The organism is Curvibacter sp. GW821-FHT01G03, from assembly GCF_059422285.1.
Genome location: NZ_JBWKWP010000023.1, coordinates 56872 through 77653, shown reverse-complemented (window position 1 = coordinate 77653; position 20782 = coordinate 56872). Strand labels below are relative to the sequence as shown.

Annotated in this window: 20 protein-coding genes; 9 read left to right on the top strand and 11 right to left on the bottom strand. The window is 66.2% G+C overall.

The features are described 5' to 3' along the window. The first annotated feature begins 163 nt into the window (after window positions 1–163). Both AC07VS_RS25510 and fdxA read left to right on the top strand, forming a co-directional pair. Window positions 164–1483 (top strand): serine hydrolase domain-containing protein, encoded by a 1320-nt coding sequence (locus tag AC07VS_RS25510; protein ID WP_494752357.1) that lies wholly within the window; start codon window positions 164–166, stop codon window positions 1481–1483. Window positions 1484–1694: 211 nt separating this feature from the next. Then, window positions 1695–2024: a ferredoxin FdxA gene (gene fdxA, locus AC07VS_RS25505; protein WP_494658419.1), complete on the top strand. Its 330-nt coding sequence runs from the start codon at window positions 1695–1697 to the stop codon at window positions 2022–2024. Window positions 2025–2055: 31 nt separating this feature from the next. On the opposite strand, the gene gdhA is transcribed toward fdxA, so the two are convergent. Continuing rightward, complete coding sequence (gene gdhA, locus AC07VS_RS25500) at window positions 2056–3399, bottom strand: NADP-specific glutamate dehydrogenase (RefSeq protein WP_494752356.1); 1344 nt, start codon at window positions 3397–3399, stop codon at window positions 2056–2058. Between the two features lie 130 nt (window positions 3400–3529). Continuing rightward, a complete protein-coding gene (gene mutL, locus AC07VS_RS25495; protein ID WP_494752355.1) occupies window positions 3530–5542 on the bottom strand; it encodes a DNA mismatch repair endonuclease MutL in 2013 nt (670 codons plus the stop codon). 98 nt (window positions 5543–5640) lie between these two features. Here mutL and AC07VS_RS25490 point away from each other — a divergent pair, with 98 nt between their 5' ends. Then, a complete protein-coding gene (locus tag AC07VS_RS25490; RefSeq protein WP_492348654.1) occupies window positions 5641–6294 on the top strand; it encodes a DedA family protein in 654 nt (217 codons plus the stop codon). Between the two features lie 73 nt (window positions 6295–6367). On the opposite strand, the gene AC07VS_RS25485 is transcribed toward AC07VS_RS25490, so the two are convergent. From AC07VS_RS25485 to tsaE, 3 genes are all read right to left on the bottom strand, one after another. Beyond that, window positions 6368–6628 (bottom strand): YMGG-like glycine zipper-containing protein, encoded by a 261-nt coding sequence (locus tag AC07VS_RS25485; protein ID WP_494752354.1) that lies wholly within the window; start codon window positions 6626–6628, stop codon window positions 6368–6370. 214 nt (window positions 6629–6842) lie between these two features. Then, complete coding sequence (locus AC07VS_RS25480) at window positions 6843–8390, bottom strand: N-acetylmuramoyl-L-alanine amidase (protein WP_494658422.1); 1548 nt, start codon at window positions 8388–8390, stop codon at window positions 6843–6845. After that, window positions 8387–8926 carry a tRNA (adenosine(37)-N6)-threonylcarbamoyltransferase complex ATPase subunit type 1 TsaE gene (gene tsaE, locus AC07VS_RS25475; RefSeq protein ID WP_494658458.1) on the bottom strand — a complete coding sequence of 180 codons (540 nt, stop codon included), beginning with the start codon at window positions 8924–8926 and terminating at the stop codon, window positions 8387–8389. Before tsaE ends, AC07VS_RS25480 begins: the two co-directional genes overlap by 4 nt. A gap of 36 nt (window positions 8927–8962) precedes the next feature. On the opposite strand from tsaE, the gene queG reads away from it, so the two are divergent. After that, the gene (queG, locus tag AC07VS_RS25470; protein WP_492348658.1) at window positions 8963–10093 is read left to right on the top strand and encodes a tRNA epoxyqueuosine(34) reductase QueG; all 1131 of its coding nucleotides are present in this window, start codon (window positions 8963–8965) and stop codon (window positions 10091–10093) included. Here queG and AC07VS_RS25465 read toward each other — a convergent pair. Then, the gene (locus tag AC07VS_RS25465; RefSeq protein ID WP_494752353.1) at window positions 10032–10937 is read right to left on the bottom strand and encodes an AEC family transporter; all 906 of its coding nucleotides are present in this window, start codon (window positions 10935–10937) and stop codon (window positions 10032–10034) included. The two genes, queG and AC07VS_RS25465, sit on opposite strands and share 62 nt — an antisense overlap. A 124-nt stretch (window positions 10938–11061) precedes the next feature. Between AC07VS_RS25465 and AC07VS_RS25460 the strand changes: the two genes are divergently transcribed. From AC07VS_RS25460 to AC07VS_RS25450, 3 genes are all read left to right on the top strand, one after another. Continuing rightward, window positions 11062–12027: a tripartite tricarboxylate transporter substrate binding protein BugE gene (locus tag AC07VS_RS25460; protein ID WP_494752352.1), complete on the top strand. Its 966-nt coding sequence runs from the start codon at window positions 11062–11064 to the stop codon at window positions 12025–12027. Window positions 12028–12155: 128 nt separating this feature from the next. Further along, window positions 12156–13085 (top strand): site-specific tyrosine recombinase XerD, encoded by a 930-nt coding sequence (gene xerD, locus AC07VS_RS25455; protein WP_494658426.1) that lies wholly within the window; start codon window positions 12156–12158, stop codon window positions 13083–13085. Window positions 13086–13149: 64 nt separating this feature from the next. After that, window positions 13150–14142, top strand: a complete 993-nt coding sequence (locus AC07VS_RS25450; protein WP_494658427.1) for a Bug family tripartite tricarboxylate transporter substrate binding protein — start codon at window positions 13150–13152, stop codon at window positions 14140–14142. A 52-nt stretch (window positions 14143–14194) separates the two neighbouring features. On the opposite strand, the gene AC07VS_RS25445 is transcribed toward AC07VS_RS25450, so the two are convergent. The 3 genes from AC07VS_RS25445 to AC07VS_RS25435 form a co-directional block, all read right to left on the bottom strand. Then, entirely contained in the window at window positions 14195–15493 is a 1299-nt protein-coding gene (locus tag AC07VS_RS25445) for an EAL and HDOD domain-containing protein (RefSeq protein WP_492348663.1), read from the bottom strand. 60 nt (window positions 15494–15553) lie between these two features. Further along, a complete protein-coding gene (locus AC07VS_RS25440; RefSeq protein WP_494658428.1) occupies window positions 15554–16786 on the bottom strand; it encodes an EAL and HDOD domain-containing protein in 1233 nt (410 codons plus the stop codon). A 129-nt stretch (window positions 16787–16915) separates the two neighbouring features. After that, complete coding sequence (locus AC07VS_RS25435) at window positions 16916–17734, bottom strand: ferritin-like domain-containing protein (protein WP_492348665.1); 819 nt, start codon at window positions 17732–17734, stop codon at window positions 16916–16918. Window positions 17735–17821: 87 nt separating this feature from the next. Here AC07VS_RS25435 and AC07VS_RS25430 point away from each other — a divergent pair, with 87 nt between their 5' ends. Both AC07VS_RS25430 and hslO read left to right on the top strand, forming a co-directional pair. After that, window positions 17822–18346, top strand: coding sequence for a gamma carbonic anhydrase family protein (locus AC07VS_RS25430; protein ID WP_492348666.1), 525 nt, complete (start codon window positions 17822–17824; stop codon window positions 18344–18346). Window positions 18347–18390: 44 nt separating this feature from the next. After that, window positions 18391–19383, top strand: a complete 993-nt coding sequence (gene hslO, locus AC07VS_RS25425) for an Hsp33 family molecular chaperone HslO (RefSeq protein ID WP_492348667.1) — start codon at window positions 18391–18393, stop codon at window positions 19381–19383. Window positions 19384–19445: 62 nt separating this feature from the next. Here the strand turns inward: hslO and AC07VS_RS25420 are convergent, their stop codons facing one another. Continuing rightward, window positions 19446–20126, bottom strand: coding sequence for an AAA family ATPase (locus AC07VS_RS25420; protein WP_494752351.1), 681 nt, complete (start codon window positions 20124–20126; stop codon window positions 19446–19448). Next, window positions 20119–20766: a nicotinamide riboside transporter PnuC gene (gene pnuC / locus AC07VS_RS25415; protein ID WP_494752350.1), complete on the bottom strand. Its 648-nt coding sequence runs from the start codon at window positions 20764–20766 to the stop codon at window positions 20119–20121. The genes AC07VS_RS25420 and pnuC overlap by 8 nt, the downstream gene beginning before the upstream one ends. Between the last annotated feature and the right edge of the window lie 16 nt (window positions 20767–20782).

Here is a 20782-nt window from a genome sequence, read left to right as displayed (position 1 = left end):
GCGAGGGCACTCCGGTCAGTCGCCTGGGTGACGGAATCGGGCCGGTGTATCCCTGACAGGACATACCCGCAGCACCGTCCTGGGGCGCCTCCGCCTTTGCTAAGGTGGCTGGTTAACCCCGTTCACTCAGCGATCCCTGGATCGGCACGCCTGGAGGCTAGTCATGACCGCATTTCCCGCTCTTCGATGTTCCCTGAGCACCTTTCGCATGGGCCTGCTGGCGGCGCTGTGTGCCCCGTTGCTGGCGACGGCCCAGACCCCGCCACTGCCCCCTCCCGACAGCGTGAACCTGGACCGCCTCGGCTACATGAGCACCTTCCCGCCCGAGCCCGCCCAGCGCGTCACCTTGGCCAACAGCTACCAGTATCCGCAGCTGCGTTGGGTGGTGCAGCATGTGCGCGAACTTCAACCCACGCACAACATCCGGCGTGGCACGGGCCCTGCCTCCAGCTTGCCGGCCGATCCTCGACCCCTGGGACCAGTGAGCTTTGAAGATGCCAAGGGCCAGTCGCTCACCATCGATGAGTGGGCACGCAGCACCTACACCGACGCCTTGGTGGTCTTGCACAAGGGGCGGGTGGTGTACGAGCGCTACGACAACCAGATGACGCCGCATTCGCCGCACCTGTTGTTCTCGGTCACCAAATCGTTCACCGGCCTGCTGGCCGCCCAACTGGCCCAGGAGGGCAAGCTTGACCCGGCCGCCCTGGTGACCACCTATGTGCCCGAACTGGCCGGCTCGGCCTGGGGCGACATGACGGTGCGTCAAGTCATGGACATGACGGGTGCGGTGCGCTTTCGTGAGGTCTACACCGACCCCAGCACCGAGATCTTTGGCTACAGCTGGGCCAGTGGCCTGCTGCCCAGGCCTCCGGGTTACCAGGGCCCCACCACGGTGTACGACTTCCTGAAAACCCTCAAGAAAGAGGGCGAGCATGGTGAGGGCTTTGTCTACCGCACGGTGCACTCCGAGGTGCTGGGCTGGATCGTGTCGCGTGTCACAGGCCAGCATTGGGCCGAACTCATGAGCCAGCGCATCTGGCAGAAACTGGGCATGGAAGAAGACGCCTATGTGATGGTCGACAGCGTGGGCACGCCCTTACAGGGGGCTGGCCTGAACGCCACCGCCCGCGACCTGGCCCGGGTGGGTGAGATGTTGCGCCTGGGCGGCACCTTCAATGGCCAGAAGATCCTCGACAAGGCCGTCATCGAGGACACGGCCCGAGGCGGTGACCGCGAAAAGTTCAAGTTCCAGGGCCTGCAGGCGGCCCGACCGGGCTACAGCTACCGCAACCAATGGTGGGTGCTGCACAACGCCGATGGGGCCTACGAGGCCGCCGGGGTGCACGGGCAGTTCATCCACATCAACCCGGCCGCCGAAATGGTGGTGGTCAAGCTGTCGTCGCACCCCGTGGCGGGCGCCGCTTTCACCCACCCGACCACGCTCAAGGCCTGGGCCGCGCTGGCCAAAGCCGTGCGCTGAGCCCGGGCATGGGCCGCGGTGGCGCGCCACAGGCCCGCTTTCGCTGACAATCGGCGCGCTCCCGCAGGCTTTGCGGTGGCTTTTCGTGACTCGTGAAAGGCTGCGCCGTGGCGCCCCGATTTTCTGTTGGCCCTGCACCCGGGTGCGGGGCCATTGTTTTGTCTGACGCTGATTTTTTCAAGCGGCCTGGCGCCTGTGCTGCGGAGGCCCCATGCCTTTCGTAGTCACTGAGCCCTGCATCCAGTGCCGTTACACCGACTGTGTCGAGGTGTGCCCCATGGACTGCTTTGTGGCCGGCCCCAATTTTCTGGTGATCGACCCCGATGGCTGCATCGACTGCTCGGTGTGTGTGCCCCAGTGCCCGGTGCAGGCCATTGTGAACGCCGCCGAGGTCACGCCAGAGCAGGCCCCCTATGTGGCCCTCAACGCTCACCTCGCCAAGTCAGAGGGCTGGACGCCGATCCGCCAGCGACAGGCGCCCTTGCCAGAGCATGCGCACTGGGCCCAGGTGGCGGACAAGCGCCACCTGCTGCCGGCCTGAGCTTGGCCTCTTTTGGGGCGGCTCGGGCGGGTCAGACCACGCCCTGGGCCCGCATCGCGTCGGCCACCTTCACAAAGCCCGCCACGTTGGCGCCGGTCAGGTAGCTGACACGGCCTGTCGCATCTCGCCCATGGTCCACGCAGGCCCGGTGGATGCCGCTCATGATCTGGCGCAGGCGCAGGTCCACCTCCTCGCGTGGCCAGCTCAGGCGGGCGGCGTTCTGGCTCATCTCCAGGCCTGAGGTGGCCACACCGCCCGCATTGCTGGCCTTGCCTGGGGCATACAGCACCCCAGCCGCCTCGAAGGCCTTGGCGGCTTCGATGGTGCTGGGCATGTTGGCGCCTTCGGCCACGCACAGCACCCCGTTGGCGATCAGGGCCGCCGCATCCAGGGCGTCCAGTTCGTTTTGTGTGGCGCAAGGCAGGGCCACATCCACCGGCACTTTCCAGGGCCTGGCATCGGGCTCGAAGCGGGCCCCGATGCGCTCGGCGTAGTCGCTCACGCGCCCGCGGTGGTGGTTCTTGATCTCCATGAGCAGCGCGAGCTTCTCAGGGGTGAAGCCTTGCTCGTCGATCACCGTACCGCCCGAGTCCGACGCGGTCAGTACCAGGGCGCCCAGCGTCATGGCCTTCTCGATGGCGTACTGAGCCACATTCCCCGAACCCGACACGCTGACCCACAGGCCCTCGAACGAGCGTCCTCGGGAGTGAAGCATCTCTTCGGCAAAATACACCGTGCCATAGCCCGTGGCCTCAGGGCGCATCAGCGAGCCGCCAAAGCTCAGCCCCTTGCCGGTGAACACGCAGTCAGCCCGGTTGCTGAGCTTTTTCATCATGCCGGCCATGAAGCCCACCTCGCGCCCGCCCACACCGATGTCACCGGCGGGCACGTCGGTGTCCGCGCCAATGTGGCGGTAAAGCTCTTGGACGAAGGCCTGGCAGAAGCGCATCACCTCGCCGGGGCTGCGCCCCTTGGGATCGAAGTCGGAGCCCCCTTTGGCACCGCCCATGGGCAAGGTGGTGAGGGCGTTCTTGAAGGTCTGCTCGAAGGCCAGGAACTTCAGCACCGACAGGTTCACTGAGGGGTGAAAGCGCAGGCCGCCCTTGTAGGGCCCCAGCGCCATGCTGTGCTGGATGCGGTAGCCGCGATTGACCCGGACCTGGCCCTGGTCGTCCACCCAGCTGATCCTGAACATCACGATGCGCTCGGGCTCGACCAGGCGCTCCAGCAGGGCGTGTTCCACGTAATGGGGGTGGCGTTGCAGAAACGGCCACAGACATTCCATCACTTCCGTGACGGCTTGCAGGTACTCGGGTTGGTGGGGGTTTTGGCGGTTCAGCCGTTGCACAAAGCTGGCGGCATCGAGATGCTTCATTCAAGGGTCCCTTCGCCTGCCGCACAAACCGGCAGGGGGGATGATCTTGCGGGCAGGCCGCCCAGCGTTCGTCACCAAATGTAGCCCCTGTGCCCGCCCCCTGGCGGCGGCGCTGGACGGCTTGCTGCCCTCAGCGCCCGCGCAGGAACAGGGCGTCCAGTTCGCGCATGGGCAGTTGCCGCCAGGTGGGGCGTCCATGGTTGCATTGGTCGGATCGCTCAGTCTCTTCCATCTGGCGCAGCAGCCCGTTCATCTCGTCCAGGGTCAGGCGGCGGTTGGCGCGCACCGCACCGTGGCAGGCCATGGTGGCCAGCAGTTCGTTGCGAGCCCGCTGCACCACCGTGCTGGCATCGTGCTGGCCCAGTTCGGCCAGCACGCTGCGGGCCAGCTCCACCGCATCGCCCTGGGCCAAGGTGCTGGGCACCGACCGCACGGCCAGCGTCTTGGGCGAAAAAGGCACGATCTCCAGGCCCAGCGTGGCCAGGGTGTCGGCACATTCCTCGGCCGTGGCCACCTCTTGGGGCGTGGCGGCGAAGGTGGCCGGGATCAGCAAGGGCTGACTGGCCAGCGGGGCCTCGTCAATCTGGGTCTTGAGGCGCTCGTACACGATGCGTTCATGGGCGGCGTGCATGTCCACAATCACCAGGCCATGGGCGTTTTCCGCCAGGATGTACACCCCTTGCAGTTGCGCAATCGCACGCCCGAGCGGCCAGTCGTCGGCGGTGTCGGGCAGGGCCGTGGGCGCCGGCTGGGCAGCCAGGCTGGCCTGATTGAAGGGCGAGGGGGCCCCGAGCGCCGGATGGACGCTGGGGTTGCCAACGGGGGGCTGAGCGAGGGCCGGGCGCCCCACCGTGTCGGCCCACAAGGGCGGGGTGGTCCCGTTGGCGGTGGCGGCGCCAGGTTGCCACAGCGCGGCCAGGTCGTTCACGCGGTGACCCACCGGATCGGGGCGAAAACCCATGCCGGCCTGGGTCCAATGGGCGCTGAAGGGCGCTGGCGCGGTGGCGTGGGGCCCGGCCAGGCCTGGCGCCTGATCCGGGCCGGGCTGGAGGCCCGTCAACTCCGGGGGCTGGGCGGCGGCGGCCGCGGCCGCCGCCAGCGCAGCGCGCGGGGCAGCCAGGGCATTTTCGACCGCATGGCGCACCGCCTGATGGACCTCACGGCTCTCCCGGAAGCGCACTTCGATCTTGGTCGGGTGCACGTTCACGTCGACGCGGGTCGGGTCAATCTCCAGCGACAAGGCATAGACGGGCTGGCGTTGGCCATGCAGCACGTCTTCGTAGGCACTGCGGGCTGCATGGGTGAGAACTTTGTCGCGGACGTAACGTCCGTTCACATAGCAGAACTGGTGGTCGGCACGCGAGCGCGACGCATCCGGCACCCCGGCCCGGCCCGTTACCCGGATCGGCCCCACATTGAAGTACACGGCCACCGATTGGGTCAGGAACTCTTCGCCCAGCACATCGGCCAGGCGGCGGTCATGGGCTTCGGGACCGTGGCAGGCGCGCCACTGCTCCACCAGCTTGCCTTCGTGCCAGATCGCAAAGCCGACTTCGGGGCGGGCCAGGGCGTGGCGGCGCACCGATTCCACGCAATGCGCCAACTCGGTGGCGTCGGTCTTCAGAAACTTGCGCCGTGCGGGCGTTGAGAAGAAGAGCTCTTTGACCTCCACCGTGGTGCCGGTGGCCCGGGCGGCCGGCTTCAGTTCGCCGGTGCGTGCATCCAGCAGGAAGGCATTGGGTTGCCCTTCGGTGCGAGACAGCAAGGCCATTTCAGAGACCGAGGCGATGGCGGCCAGGGCCTCGCCGCGAAACCCCATGGTGCCCACTGATTCCAGGTCGTGCAGGTTGCTGATCTTGCTGGTGGCATGGCGCTTCAGGGCCACGGGCAACTCTTCGGGGGGGATGCCCATGCCGTTGTCCTCGACCGAGATCAGCCGCACGCCACCGGCCAGCAGACGCACGGTGATCTGGCTGGCGCCTGCGTCCAGCGCGTTGTCCACCAGTTCGCGCACCACCGAGGCGGGGCGTTCGACCACTTCACCTGCGGCGATCTGGCTGATGAGTTCATCGGGCAGCTCGCGGATGGGGCGGCGCGCGGAAGTGGCAGATGGGGAGGATGGGGGGAAGGGCTCGGTGTTCACCCCGGGATTCTAGAGGCCCGGCAGCTCATGGGTCCTCAGCGGGGCTTGTCACGACGTTGGCGGTTGGCGGCTTCATAATCTGCCGCCAAAGGATGCCCATGGAAATCATTGCCTCATTGATCGACTTCATCATTCACGTCGACAAATACCTCGAGTTCTTCGTGCAGAACTACGGCCTGTGGGTCTATGCGCTGCTGTTTGCCATCGTGTTCGTCGAGACCGGCCTGGTGGTCATGCCCTTCTTGCCGGGCGACTCGCTGCTTTTCATTGTCGGGGCCATGGGCGGGGCGGGTTTGCTGAACCTGCCCTTGGCTGCCGTGGTGTTGGTGGTGGCCGCCATTCTGGGCGACCAGTGCAATTACCAGATCGGCCGGTTTTTCGGCCCCCGGGTGTTCCAGTGGGAGAACTCGCGCTTTTTCAACCGGGACGCGTTCAACCAGGCCCACGCCTTTTATGAGCGTTACGGAGGCATCACGGTGATCCTGGCGCGCTTCATGCCCTTCATTCGCACCTTTGCCCCCTTTGTGGCGGGCGTGGCGGCCATGACCCGTCGCCGTTTCACGGCTTATAACGTGGCGGGGGCGGTGATCTGGGTGGTGGGGGTCTGCGCCATCGGCTACCTTTTCGGCAACCTGCCTTGGGTGAAGCAGCATTTCGAGAAAATCATCTGGGCGATGATCCTGCTGCCGGGCCTGCTGGCCCTGTGGGGCGCCTGGAAGGGCCGCCGCTCCGGTGGGGCGGCCCAGGCCTGAGAACGTCGGTTCGTTCCAAGGGGCCGTTGCATCACACAGGCTCGCCGGCTGTGTGCGTGAACGGCGCTCAGCGTCAGCGACGGCCCTTGCTGAGTTCGTTGCCTGCCAAGGCGCCTGCTGCCGCGCCGGCCACCACGCCCAGGGTGCTGCCGAACAGCACGCTGCCGGTGGCGCCACCCACCACCGCGCCAGCCACCGTACCCACCTGCTGGTGGGTGGGGCGGGAGGCGCAGGCGCCCAGGGACAGGCTCAGTGCCAGCACGGTGAGCAGGGTCAGCCGACGGGAAGAAGGGAGCGCCAGGCTGGGGGCGGTCCGAAGGGTGCGGTTTTTCATGGGATTCCTTTGAACAGGTCGGGAGGGCGGTGGATCCGCCAAGACTCTGTTCGGAACTTTACAAACATGAGCCACCACCATCTGTTTGAAACTCGGCATTGATGTGTTGCCAAGGTTTCAAATAAGTCCAGATGTTTCAAAAATAGGCCTATTCGGTCATTAATGACGAATTGCCGGCAATTTGATCGAATCACCGCGCCCCATGGCGGGCGCTTCAGGCACTGCGGTTGCGTGCCAGTGGCGGGTTGCGCGAGAAATAGCGCTCGATGCCCCGCATGACGGCATCGGCCAACTGATTCTGGTACTCAGGGCTGCGCAGGCGGGCTTCTTCTTCGGGGTTGCTGATGAAGGCCGTCTCGACCAGCACACTGGGGATGTCGGGCGCCTTGAGCACGGCAAAGCCGGCCTGCTCGACCTTGGGCTTGTGCAGTCGTCCGACGGCGCTGATCTCACCCAGCAGGGCGGTGCCCAGCTTCAGGCTGTCGTTGATCTGCGCCGTGGTGCTCATGTCGAGCAGGGCGCGTTGCACGGTGGCGTCCTGCACCTTCACGTTCAGGCCGCCCACCTGATCAGCCCGGTTCTCCTTGTCGGCCATCCAACGGGCCGCCGCACTGGAGGCGCCACTCTGGCTGAGCGCGAACACACTGGCTCCGCGGGCCGCCGGGGTGATGAAGGCGTCGGCATGGATGCTCACGAACAGGTCGGCCTGCACGCGCCGGGCCTTGTCCACCCGCACATGCAAGGGCACGAAGAAGTCGGCATCGCGGGTCATGAAGGCCCGCATCGGGTTGCCCTTGACCGTGGTGGCGTTGATGCGTTCACGCAGCAGGTGGGCGATGCTGAGCACCACGTCCTTCTCGCGCGTGCCCGAAGGGCCCGTGGCGCCTGGGTCTTCGCCGCCGTGGCCCGGGTCCAGCGCGATGATGATGAGGCGGTCGGTGGCCTGGGTCTCGGCGTTGTCGTTGGCCGGGGGCCTGGCAGGGCGCGGCGCGGGGCCAGGGGGGCTGGCGTTGGCTGAAGCCTGGGTTGTTGGGCTCGTGCCGGGGCCGCTGAGGCTGGGGCTGGGCTTGAGCTCCGGGCGGCCTGGAGGGCTCACGGGGGCGGAGCTTGCGGAGGGCGCGGTTGCATGGGGGTTGCGCTGCGCAATCAATTCTCCCAGGGGGTCGGGCAGTGGCGCGGGCTTGCCTGCGCTGCCGCTGGGGGGGGCGGTGGTGACGGCGGTGGCCGGCGCATGCACCGCTTGTCGGCTGTCCTGAAGGCGTTCTGCGATCAGGGCCTCCAGTGGGTCGACTGTCACCGTGGGGTACAGGTCGAAGACCAGCCGGTGCTGGTAGGCGGCCACCGGGGGCAGGGTGAAGACCTGGGGCAAGGCTGCCTGTTTGAGGTCAATCACCAGTCGGACCACCCCTGGGGCGTACTGGCCGACCCGGATCCCGCTGATGAAGGGGTCGTCGGCCTTCACCTTGGCCACCAACTCCCGAAGGGCCGGGTTCATCTCGATGCCGTCGATGTCCACGGCCAGTCGTGGCGGGTTGGCCACAAAAGTCTGCCGCGCGGCCAGTGCGCCATCGGATTCGATGGTCACCCGGGTGTAGTCTGGCGCGGGCCACACCCGCACGGCCACGATGCTGGCACCCCAGGCCAACTCGGTCAGCCCCATCAGCAGCACCACGCCGCCGGCTTGCAGGGCCTGGCGTCGGCGCAGCAGCGCGGGCACACGCGGGGCTTCGTTGGCAGGGCTCAGGTCGGTGTGGCGGCTCATGGGCACAAGGCCTTCAGCAGGGACTGGCCCAGCGGGGTGGCGGCTTGCAGCACGACTTGACGGGCGGCCGCGGGGGCCTCGGCCGTGTCGGCGCTGTCATCATCCGGCGTCTCGTCCGATCCCAGCACCGTCAACTGCAGCACCAGGTCGGGCACGGGCAGCATGCCTTGGGCCTTGTCGGGCCATTCGGCCAGCTTCAGGCCCGGGCTGGCAAACAGGTCCCGAAAGCCGGCCTCCTCCCATTCACGGGGGTCGTTGAAGCGGTAGAAATCAAAGTGCCAGATGCGCAGCACCTGCTCACCCTGGCGGGCTTCATGGGGCTCAACCACGGCGTAGGTGGGGCTTTTGATCCGTCCCTGCACGCCCAACTCGCGCAGCAGGTGGCGCACAAAAGTGGTCTTGCCGGCGCCCAGATCCCCCTGCAACTCGATGAAGGCATGGCGCACACCAGGCAAGGCGGCCAGACGGCGGGCGAAGGCCTGGGTATCGGTTTCGTGGCTCCAGATCAGCGTGGCAGAAGACAGGTGGGGCGACATGGGCGACATGGACAACAGGGTTCCTACAATTCCGGGGTGCAAATCAATGGCCATCAACTTGTATCCGACATCCAGGGCTGGGCCCGGGCGCTGGGATTTTCTCAAATCGGCGTCGCCGGCATCGATCTGGCGAGTGCCGAGCCAGGCTTGGAGGCCTGGCTGGCTGCCGGGTTCCACGGCAGCATGAATTACATGGCGGCGCACGGGCTGAAGCGGGCCCGGCCAGCCGAACTGGTGCCGGGCACGGTCAGCGTGCTGACCGCGCGCATGGATTATCTGCCCGCCAGCACCCCAGCCGACTGGACCGGGCATGAACTGGCGCGATTGCAGCGTCCCGGCGAGGCGGTGGTGTCCTTGTATGCGCGGGGCCGTGACTATCACAAGGTGTTGCGCAGCCGATTGCAAAAACTGGCCGAGCGCATGGCCGCCGAGTTGGGGCCTCTGGGGCACCGGGTGTTCACCGATTCGGCCCCGGTGCTGGAGGCCGAACTGGCCGCCCGCAGTGGCCAGGGCTGGCGCGGCAAGCACACCCTGGTGCTGAACCGCGACGGGGGTTCGATGTTCTTCCTCGGTGAGATCTACCTGGACATCGCCTTGCCGCCCACTGAACCGGTCACGGCGCACTGCGGCCAGTGCAGCGCCTGTGTACAGGCCTGCCCTACGCAGGCCATCGTGGCGCCCCACCGGGTGGATGCGCGGCGCTGTGTCTCTTACCTCACCATCGAGCACGATGGCCCGATCGACCTGGCCCTGCGTCCGCTGTTGGGCAACCGCATCTACGGCTGCGATGATTGCCAACTGGTGTGCCCCTGGAACAAGTTTGCGCAACGCTCGCCCTTGCCCGATTTCGACGAGCGCGCCGGCCTGTCAGGCCAGACGCTGGCGCATTTGCTGGGCTGGTCCGAGGGCGAGTTTCTGCGCCGCACCGAGGGCAGTCCGATCCGTCGCATCGGCCATTGGCGCTGGGTGCGCAATCTGAGCGTGGCGGCCGGCAATGCCCTGCAGGGTGGCCTGGCGGGTGACGAGGCCGTGGTGCTGCGCCAGGCCCTGGCGGCACATCAGGCCGGTGCCGACGCGGTGTTGGCCGAGCACCTGGCCTGGGCGCTTAGCGCAGCACCCCCAGGGCAAAGGGCAGGCTCGCCATGCCCAGCAGGGTCGACAGGGTGACCAGGCCAGCCACATAGGGGCCGTTGTAGCCCATGCGGGCGGCCAGTACATAGCAGGTCGAGGCGGTGGGCAGGGCTGAAAACGCCAGCAGCACCGTGGTCTGCACGGTGTCCAGCCCGAAGGCGCGGGCCAGGCCCCAGGCCAGCAGTGGCAGCACCAGGTGTCGGATGGACAGAACGGCCACGGCCAGGGTGCGGGCCTTGGCCAGTTGCCCGATCTCCATGCCTGCGCCGGCCGACATCAAGCCCAGTGCCAGCGAAGCCGCGCCGATGCGGCTGACAGTCGGGTCCAGCCAGACCGGCATGGTGAAGCCCGCCAGGTTGGCCAGCAGCCCGCTGGCCGTGGCCAGCACCAAGGGGTTGCGCAGAATCTCGCCCACGAAGCCGCGCTTGGCGTGGCGTGCCATGGGCCAGACCGCCGCCACATTGAAAATCGGCACGCAAACGCCGATCAACACCGCGATCAGCAACATGCCCTGGGGCCCGGCGAGCCGGTCGGTGATGGCCAGGGCAATGAATGAATTGAAGCGGAACGCCACCTGCACGCTGGCCGGGTGCTCACGCCCGCGCATGAAGCGGCCCACGATCGGCAAGTGAGGCAGCGCATACGACAGCCCAATGCCCGACACCCCCATCAACACCCCGGCTGTGAGCAGCGAGGACGCCTCGCCCAGGTTCAGCGGGCTTTTCACGATGGAGTGGAACAGCAGCACCGGAAACAGAAAAAAATACACCAGGCTCTCGACCTGTTGCCACACGGTGCGGTTCAGCGCGGTGTACCGGCACAACAGAAAGCCGCAGAGAATCAGCGAAAAATCGGGGAAGAGCAGTTGGGCGTAGTTCACCGGTCGAGAATAACAGTCAGGGGCCCACAGGGTTTGTCACTAGCTGCTTTCCACAGGGGCAGAGGTCGGGCTAGCCGTTACGATCTCGCACTCATTCAAGAACGCGTTGACTAGGAGAATTCAAATGCATCGTCGTACCTGGATTGCTGCACTCGCCCTGAGCACATTGACCGGTGCCGTGTGGGCGCAGTCTTACCCGACCAAGGCCATTCAGTTGGTCGTTCCGTTTGCGCCAGGGGGCACGACCGACATCATCGCCCGCACCATCGCCGACCCGCTGGGCAAGGTGCTGGGGCAACCCGTGGTGGTGATCAACAAGGCGGGCGGCGGCGGCGTGGTGGGGGCCACCGAAACGGCGCGTGCGGTGCCCGATGGCTACAGCCTGGGCGTGGCCACGGTCTCGACCACGGCCGCCAACCCCGCCATCAACCCCAAGATCCCGTACAACCCGCTGACCGACTTCAGCCCCATCGTCAACGTGGCGGCCACGCCGAACGTGATCGCGGTGCACCCGAGCTTCCCGGGCAAGGACTACAAGAGCTTTCTGGCCGAGGTGAAGAAGTCGCCCGGCAAGTACTCGTACTCGTCGTCGGGCACCGGGGGCATTGGCCACCTGCAGATGGAGCTCTACAAGAACCTGGCGGGCGTGTTCGTCACCCACATCCCTTACCGGGGTGCGGGGCCGGCCTTGAACGACACGGTGGCGGGTCAGGTGCCGATGATTTTCGACAACATGCCCTCGGCCATGCCCTTTGTGCGTGAAAACCGGCTGATCCCCATCGTGGTGGCCGCCCCCACGCGTTTGGCGGCCTTGCCCAATGTGCCCACCTTCAAGGAGGTCGGGCTGGAGCCGGTGAACCGCATGGCCTACTACGGCATCTATGGCCCCAAGGGCCTGCCCAAGGAGGTGGTGGACAAGATCAACGCCGGCGTGCGCAAGGCCCTGGAAGATCCGGCCGTGCGCAAGCGCATCGAAGACACCGGTTCGATCATCGTGGGCAACACCCCCGAGCAGTTCGCCGACCAGATCAAGTCGGAGTTCGAGGTCTACAAGCGCGTGGTGCAACAGCAAAATCTCACCCTGGATTGAGCTTGTGAACCTTCGGGCTCGGCGAGGCCTGTTCGGGCCCTGATGCCACAGGCCGGTTGCTTGCCACAGCAACCGGCCTTTTTTGCGTCTGGGGCATGGCATAGTTCGGGCTCTGCCTGCCCTCATCCATGTCCACGCTGACCCAGCCCACATCGACGCCTGTCCCCACGCCACGCAGCCAGGGCCTGATCGACAGCTTCATCGATGCCCTGTGGCTGGAAGACGGCCTGTCACAGAACACCCTGGCGGCCTACCGGCGTGACCTGAGCCTGTTTGCCGGCGCGCTGGCGCAGCAGGGGCTGTCGCTCGATGGCGCTGGCGAGGAACACATTCAGCAGTACTTTGCCCAACGCCATGCGCAGAGCCGCATCACCACTTCCAACCGGCGGCTGACCGTGCTGCGCCGGTATTTCCATTGGGCCCTGCGCGAGCGGCACATCTCGGTGGACCCCACGCTGCGCCTGCAGGCGGCGCGTCAGCCGCTGCGCGTGCCCAAGACCCTCAGCGAGGCCCAGGTCGAGGCCTTGCTGGCGGCCCCTGATACCAGCACCCCGCTGGGTTTGCGCGACCGGGCCATGCTGGAGCTGGTCTATGCCAGTGGCCTGCGGGTCTCCGAGCTGGTGGGCTTGCGCCTGCATGAGGTGGGCCTGTCTGAGGGGGTTCTCAAGGCCCAGGGCAAGGGCGGCAAGGAGCGGCTGGTGCCTTTCGGCGAAGTGGCGCGCGACTGGCTGCAGGCCTACCTGGCGCAGGCCCGGCCGGTCATCCTGGGGGGGCAGCTCAGTGACGACCTGTTTGTCACCCAGCGCGGGCAGGGCATGACCCGGGCCATGTTCTGGGTCATCGTTCGAAAAAATGCCGAGCAGGCCGGCATCCGGTCACCGCTGTCGCCGCACACGTTGCGCCACGCGTTTGCCACTCACCTGCTCAACCACGGGGCCGATTTGCGCGCCGTGCAGATGCTGCTCGGCCATGCCGACATCTCGACCACCACCATCTACACCCATGTGGCCCGGGAGCGCCTGCGCCAGCTGCATGCCCAACATCACCCGCGAGGCTGAGGGCGGCACATGGTCTGATGCCGCGCCCTCCAGCCTGCTCCCCACCTCTCGCTTTGGAGTTTTCATGTTCCTGAACTCACGCCGCCAATTTCTGGCCCGGTCCTCTGCCCTGGGCCTGTTGCCTGTCGCCCGAGGGGCCTGGGCGCAGGCCACGCCGGCCTGGCCCACGCGCCCGGTGCGCCTGCTGGTGGCCTATCCCCCCGGCGGCGTGAGCGATGTGGTGGCCCGCCTGCTGGCCGAGCGCCTGCAAGGCCCGTTAGGGCAGCCTGTGGTGATCGAGAACAAGGCCGGTGCCAGTGGGGCGATTGCCATGGACGCGGTGGCCAAGGCCGCCCCCGATGGCTACACCTTGGGCTTCAGTGCCATCAGCCCGCTGACCCTGAGCCCCCACCTGGGCAAGCTGCCCTATGACCCGGCCCATGACCTCGTGCCGGTGGTGAACGTGATGGCTTCGCCGGTGCTGCTGTTGGCCACGCCAGGGTCGGGTTTGAACGATTTTGCCGGGCTGCTGGCGCAGGCGCGCAAGCAGCCGGGGCAGGTGCGTTGGGCCACGGCCGGTCAGGCCTCACTGGGCCACATCATGCTGGAGCAACTGCGGGCTGCGGCCCAGGTGGACATCACGCACGTGCCGTACAAGGGCGGCGGGCAACAGATGACGGACGCCTTGAGCGGCCAGTTTGAGGTCTTGTCGACCAATGCCAGCGCCGCCGTGCTGCAGCAGGTGAAGAGCGGGCGCCTGCAGCCTTTGGCGGTGGGTGCCGCCAGCCGCCTGGAGGCCTTGCCCAAGGTGCCCACACTGGCCGAGTTGGGCTACCCCGCAGCCAACCTGGCGTCGCAGTTCGGGTTGCTGGCACCGGCCCGCACGCCGGTGGCCGTGGTGGAGCGCATCAATGCCGAGGTGAACCGGGTGCTGGCCCAGCCCGATGTGCGCAGCCGGCTGCTGGCCAGCGAAAACCTGCCTGCAGGGGGCAAGGCCAGTGATTTCGCCCGCTTGATTGCCCAGGAGTCCGAGGCCAACGCCCGCATCATCCGGCAGGCTGGCATCAAGGCAGATTGAGGCCCAGGGCCCGCCCATCCACCCGCCGCTGCGGTGGGGGGGGCTGAGAGCCTCAGTCGTTGAGCGACTCGGCCCAATCCAGGGCTTGAAGGTGGGCCCAGTTGACCTGGCGGTTGGACAGGTGCAGTTCGGTAGCCACACGGGCAAACACCGCGTCATCCCCTGATTCGCAAGCGATGGTCAGCTCCAGGAAGGGCCAGAACACACCGGTCTTGTTCAGCAGGGCATCGACCACGTTCTGCGGCAGCGAGACCGTGTTGAGCGCCTTGTCCAGCGAGATGCCCAGCATGGTGTCGAGCAGCGAGAACACCCCCACGATGAAGGCGTTGTCGCATTCCTCGGCGGGCAGCAGTTCGGCGGCCAGCAACTCCATCAGGCGCCCACGCACCACGGCGGTGGTGCCCACCGCGGGCGGTGCACCATCCTTCGACGTGGTGAGCAGCAGGGCGGCCCAGCGGAACAGCTTTTTCATGCCGAGCATCATCACGGCATGGCGGAACGAAGTGACCTCGACCTGCAGGCCGAAGCCGGCCGAATTGATGAAGCGCAGCAGGTTGAAAGACAGGGTGGGGTCTTTCTTGAGCAGTTCCTCGATGTCGCCCGCGTCGGCCTGTTTGCGCACCAGGTTGATCAACTGGATGATGGTGGCCTGCGAAGGGCGGATGGTCTTGGCCTGAACCAGCGAGGGCTTGGCGAACCAGAAGCCCTGGAAAAGCTTCACGCCCAGCTTGGCCATGCGCTCGAACTGTTCGGCGGTCTCCACCTTCTCGGCGATCATCTCGGCCTTGGTGTTGGCTCGGGCGAACTTGACCAGGGGCTCGGCCAGCTCAGGCTTCAGGATGTTCATCTCGATCTTGATGAACGAGGCCAGCGGCAGCCACGAGGCATAGGCCCGGCGCAGCATCATGTGCGGAAACGCCAGCCGGAAACCACGCTCGCGCAGGTCTTTCAGAATCAAGGCCCGCTGCTCGATCAGCTCCACGTCATCGGTGGGCATGGGCGGCACTTCCAGCACCACTTTTTCGGGGCTGATCAACTCCAGGTGTCCCCCGGCCAGGCTGTCATGGGTGCAGTTGATGAACACCGTCTTCTTGCCCACCAGGGCTTCGGTGCCGGCATAGGACAAGGCATTGAACAGCAAGGCCGCGTCGCTGGCGGCGGTGTGGCTGGCACCGCGGGTGGAGCGGTCAAAAAGCTCGTAGCCGTAGACGGCACGGTGTTCGTCCACGATGGCCTGGCGCGCGATCACCGAGGCGTTTTCGTCTTCGGCCGGGTTGCCCGCCGCGTTGTCGGCGATTCTGTCCAGTGGCGACAGGGCGCTGTCGCCCGGCGGGGCTTCGTTGGAACTCATGGGGTGTCCTTCCTGCATTGCTTTGATCTGTGTCGGGCCGACGGCGCCAAGCTGGCCCGCTCAGGCCTCATTGACCATCTGGTCGGCCCAGGCCAAGGCCTGCAAATGGGCCCAGTTGGCTTGCTGGCCGCTCAGCTTGAGGGTTTGACAGGCCTGGTTGAAGCGCACTTCATCACCCAGCTCGCAGGCTTCTGCCAGCTCCAGCAACGGGGCGTAGGGGCCTTCCTTGTTCAGCAGCACGTCTGTCACGGTGTGGGGCAGGGTCAGGGTTTCCAGCGCCTGGTCCAGCGGCACGCCCAACATCACGTCGAGCAGCGAGAAGATGCCCACCACGAAGGCGTTGTCGGCATCCTCGGGGCTCATCACCTGTTCGGCCAGCAGTTCCATCAGGCGCCCGCGCACCACGGCCATGTTGCCGATGGTGGCCGGCGAGTTGTCGGCGCGGGTGGCTGTGAGCAGCAGGGCCGCCCAGCGGAACAGCTTCTTGAGGCCCAAGAGCATGACGGCCTGACGGAAGGAGGTGACTTCGCGGGCGTAGCCAAAGCCTGCCGAGTTGATCAGGCGCAGCAGGTTGAAGGCCAGGCCCGCGTCCTTTTTCAGCACTTCCTCGATCTCATCGGTGCTGGCCTGGTTGCGCACCAGCTTGAGCAGTTGCAGGATGTGCGCCTGTGACGGCGACACCATGCGGGTCTTGACCAGCGTCGGGCGCGCGAACCAGTACCCCTGGAACAACTGCACGCCCAGGCTGGACACGCGGTCATACTGCTCGGCCGTTTCGACCTTCTCGGCAATCAGGGCGGCATCGGTGCTGCGGCGGGCGTTCTTGACCACCTCTTTCAGGTCATTGTTGGCAATCAATGCCAGATCCAGCTTCACGAACGTGGCCAGCGGGCGCCACAGCGCATAGGCCGGTTCGAGCACAAACTGTCCGAAGGCAAGCCGAAAGCCCCGCTGACGCAGCTGGGCCAGGATGGGCAGGCGGTGCTCCACGTTCTGGGGGGCCGGGTCGTCCAGGGGCGGGATTTCCAGCACCAGGCGCTCGGGGTTGACCAGATCCAGGTGACCGCCCGCCAGACTGTCATGGGTGCAGTTGACAAACAGGAAGAGCTTGCCGAACAGGTCCTCTTCACCGACGTGCGAGAGGGCATTGAACACCAGGGACACGTCCGAAGCCGCCGTGTGGTCGCCGCTGGCCTGGCTGCGGTCGAACAGTTCGTAGCCCACGACATTGTGGGAGGCATCGACGATGGCTTGGCGGGCAATCATGGGCGCCTGGGTTTGTCCGTTGGCCATTGATGGAGCCCCGCCGGCAGCAGGGGCGTTGTTCGGACGTACAGCAGTCATGTGGGGAGGCCTTTCACGGCCGCTATTTTAGAGATGAACGGGGCTCAAGACGCTCTTGACGGACTCCCAAGCGGTGCTTTACCCGTTTTGCAGCCATTCCATCTCGATTTCCGTGAAACCTGCCGCACGCCGGGCCTGGTCGTTGAAGGGGGGGCGCATGCGCGGGGCCTCGTGGCGGCGCGTCAGCTCGGGGTAGAGCGCCACCGGGTCCAGGCCCTGACGCTCGCACAGCCAGCGGTACCAGTGGTTGCCGATGGCCACGTGGCCGACTTCGTCGCGCAGGATGATGTCCAGCACGCTGACGGCCTCGAGCGCGTCGGGTGTGCCAATGCGCCGCAGCTTGGTCTGGATCAGCGGAGTGGCATCCAGGCCCCGAGCCTCCATGGTGCGGGGCACCAGGGCCATGCGGGCCACGATGTCGTCCGCAGTCCGCTCGCACATGGACCACAGGCCCTGGTGGGCCGGAAAGTCGCCGTAGTCCCAGGGGTGCCCGTTGTGGGGCATGCGTTGCAATTGTGCACGCAGCAGTTCGAAGTGGTAGGCCTCCTCACGGGCCACCCGCAGCCAATCGGTGTAGAAGGCCTCGGGCATGTCCGCAAAACGCCAGACCGCATCAAGAGCCAGGTTGATGGCATTGAATTCGATGTGTGCGATCGAGTGCAGCAAAGCGGCCCGCCCTTCCACCGTGCTGGGCGACCGTTTGACCACTTCGGTGTGCTTGACCAAGGGTGGGCGGTCGGGGTGGCCGGGCAGCAGGGCGCCAGCGGGGGCTTGCAGCCGGGTGTTCACGGCCAGGGCCAACGCACCAGCCTGCTCGTGCAAGGCCACGGTGGCCGCCACTTTTTGGGCGGGATCGGTGAGGCACAAGACCTCCAATGCACGTTGACGTAGCTCCATCTCTACAATTCTAGGCTGCGCCGCCGGGCCTGCCCGGCACTTGATGGCTGACAAAGCGGCCCCAAATGAACCCACTGGAGACAATGAATGGCAGTGTATGAACTCGACGGGGTGGCCCCGGAAGTGGCCGAATCGGCCTGGATTGCAGACAGCGCACAGGTGATGGGCCGGGTCAGCCTGGGGCAGGACGCCAGCGTCTGGTTTGGCACGGTGGTGCGTGGGGACACCGAATCCATCACCATCGGTGAAGGCTCCAACATCCAGGACGCCAGTGTCTTGCACGCCGACATCGGCAAGCCGCTGGTGGTGGGGCGCCATGTGACCGTGGGGCATCAGGTCATGTTGCACGGGTGCACCATTGGCGACGAATCGCTGATCGGCATCGGTGCGGTGGTGCTCAACGGGGCCCGCATCGGCAAGAACTGCCTGGTGGGGGCCGGCTCGCTGGTCACGGAGGGCAAGGAGTTCCCGGACGGTTCGATGATCATCGGCAGTCCGGCCAAGGCGATCCGCCAGCTCAGCCCCGAGCAGATTGAAGGGCTTCGCCAGAGTGCGAAGCATTACATCGACAACGCCCGCCGTTTCAAGGTGGGTTTGCGTCGCGTCGACTGAGCTCCCGGGCTTGTTCGAGGTGGCGATTTTCAGGATTTTTTTGCGTGTCTGAACTTCATAAATTTCTTTTTGATGGCCTGCCGGTGCGCGGCATGATCGTGCGCCTGACCGATGCCTGGACCGAGGTCCTGGCCCGGCGTGCCGCCAACTCGGCCACCGGGGCCTACCCGGTGCCGGTGCGCGAGCTGTTGGGTGAGATGGCCGCGGCCAGCGTGCTGATGCAGTCCAACATCAAGTTCAATGGGGCCCTGGTGCTGCAGGTGTTCGGCGACGGACCCGTGCGTGTGGCCGTGGCGGAAGCCCAGCCCGACCTGAGCCTTCGTGTCACGGCCACCCTGGTCGGCGAAGTGCCCGAGCAGGCGCGCCTGAGCGAGATGGTCAATGTCCACAACAAGGGGCGCTGCGCCATCACCCTGGACCCCAAGGACAAGTTCCCGGGCCAACAGCCCTACCAGGGGGTGGTGCCCCTGTTCGATGACCATGGCCACAAGCTGGAAAAGCTCAGCTCGGTGCTGGAGCACTACATGCTGCAAAGCGAACAGCTCGACACCTGTCTGGTGCTGGCGGCCGACGACAAGGTGGCTGCGGGCCTGCTGATCCAGCGGCTGCCGCTCGAAGGCGAGGGCAACTTGGCCGGCAGCCTGCGCTCTGCAGCCAATGAGGACGAGATCGGCCTGAACGAGCACTACAACCGCATCGCCCTGCTGGCCGGCAGCCTCAAGCGTGAGGAACTGCTGACGCTGGATGTGGACACCATCCTGCGTCGTCTGTTCTGGGAAGAAAAAGTGGTTCGCTTTGAACCCCTGAAGGGGGACACCGCACCGCGCTTTGCCTGCAGCTGCAGCCGCGAGCGCGTGGGCCAGATGATCCGTGGCCTGGGCACGGAAGAGGTCGAAAGCATCCTGGCGGAGCAAGGGCAGATCGAGGTGGGCTGCGAGTTCTGCGGCCAGCAATACCATTTCGATGCGGTGGACGCGGCCACGCTGTTCACCCGCACCGAGCATCACCTGGCGCCTGGCACCAAGACCGTGCAATGAAAAGAAGGCACCAGATGGGTGCCTCAGGCTGCCAAAACGCCCCTTGATGGGGCGTTTTTGTTTCAGGACCCGCGTGCCAGCAAGCCCGAAAAGAGCTTGTGCTCACAGGCACCGTCGCTGCAATGCTCGCAGCGCCAGGGGCGGTTCAGCACCTTTTCGTCGCGCAGGCTGGCGATGCGTTCTAGCAGGCGGTTGCGCTGGGGCAGGCTGGGCAATCGGGTCAGTGTCAGCAGCGCGTTCTGCAGGCGGCGCTCCCCCGTGCCGTACACCACCTGGTAGGGCAGGCTGTGGCTGCTCAGAGCCAGGCGCAGCCGGGCATCCACCGGTTCACGCACCTGAGGGCCGTCCCGCTGCAGGCCATCGGCCACCCAGGGCAGGTCTAGGCCGGTCAGCAGAGTGAGTGCATAGCCCTGCTGATGGCGCGCCGCGTCGGCGTACAGGCGGATGTCCTGGAACAACAGGTCGCTGTACACCGCGGTCATCAGGGGGGTGGTGTCGGCCAGCACCAGCGCAGTGTGGCGGGCGGCCTCCACGATGCGCCGGGCTTGTTCCCGGGCAATGGCGGCTTGTTCGTCGGGACGGGGGGTGCGGGCCTCGTGCTCACACCATTCGCGTAGGTATTCCGGCACCACGGTGCAGGCGATGCCACAGTCGTTCAGGGCCTGGCCCAGGGCCAGGCTCAGGGCCGTCTTGCCGGTGCTTTCTGCTCCCAGCAGGGCCACGCGCAGCCCGGTTTCAGCCATGGGCTTGAACCACGGTCTGGTGTTGCTGCCCTTGCTGTTGCCGCCAGGCCCGCCAGCCCACCACGCTCAGGGCGCTGAACAAGGCGTACAGCACGGTGGTCAGCCACAGGCCCTTGTAGGCAAACAGGCCGATGCAGACCAGATTGACGATCAGCCACACCAGCCAGTTTTCGGTCAGCTTGAGCCCCAGCAGCACTTGCCCCACCAGGCTGGCGGCGGTCGGGAAGGCATCCCACCAAGGCACGTCGGAGTCGGTGTAGCGCTGCAGGAACCACCCGGTCAGCGGCCACAGGGCCACACAGGCCACCACCACGCCCAGGCGTCCGCGCGTGCCCATGGAGCTGATGCGCAGCGCCTGGCGCGGTGTGCCGTCTGGGGTTTGGCGGCCTTGCAGCCATTGCGACCAGCCCCACAGCGCCAGCGCCACAAAAAAAGCCTGCAGCAAGGCATCGCCATACAGACGGTTGCGCCAGAACAGCAGCAGGTAGAGGGCCGAGCTCAGTATCGCCAGCGGCCAGCCCCAATGAATTTCGCGGATGTTGCAGGCCACCATGGCCAGGGCGAGGGCAAATGCCACGATCTCAAGCCAGCTGGTGGGGGCGCCCCAGAGTTCAAACGCGGTGGTGAACAGGGCATCCATGAAGAGGAGGCGCCGC